Annotated in this window: 1 pseudogene; it reads right to left on the bottom strand. The window is 61.4% G+C overall.

The features are described 5' to 3' along the window. Positions 1-233 (bottom strand): annotated as a pseudogene (locus SB771_RS37310) (cation/H(+) antiporter); the annotation flags it as partial.

Here is a 233-nt window from a genome sequence, read left to right as displayed (position 1 = left end):
GCGAGCGACTTGGTCTTGCGATAAACCGCCACGAGAAACGGCATCGACACAAGCAAGGCGGCGCTCCACAGCACCACGCGCTGCATCGGCTCGGCGCTGATCCAGTGCGTCAGCAAGCTGCTGATGTAAGGCGCGCCGTAGGACACCATCAGAAAGATCGCGGCGACGAGTGCAAGATTCACCGCGATCTGCAGGATGATTCGCCGCGTCATGCTGAAAAGCGTCGGCTCGCC

It is taken from the genome of Burkholderia sp. SIMBA_051, from assembly GCF_046534915.1.
In the GTDB taxonomy this organism is placed as follows: domain Bacteria; phylum Pseudomonadota; class Gammaproteobacteria; order Burkholderiales; family Burkholderiaceae; genus Burkholderia; species Burkholderia ambifaria.
This window is presented reverse-complemented; position numbering and strand designations above follow the sequence as displayed.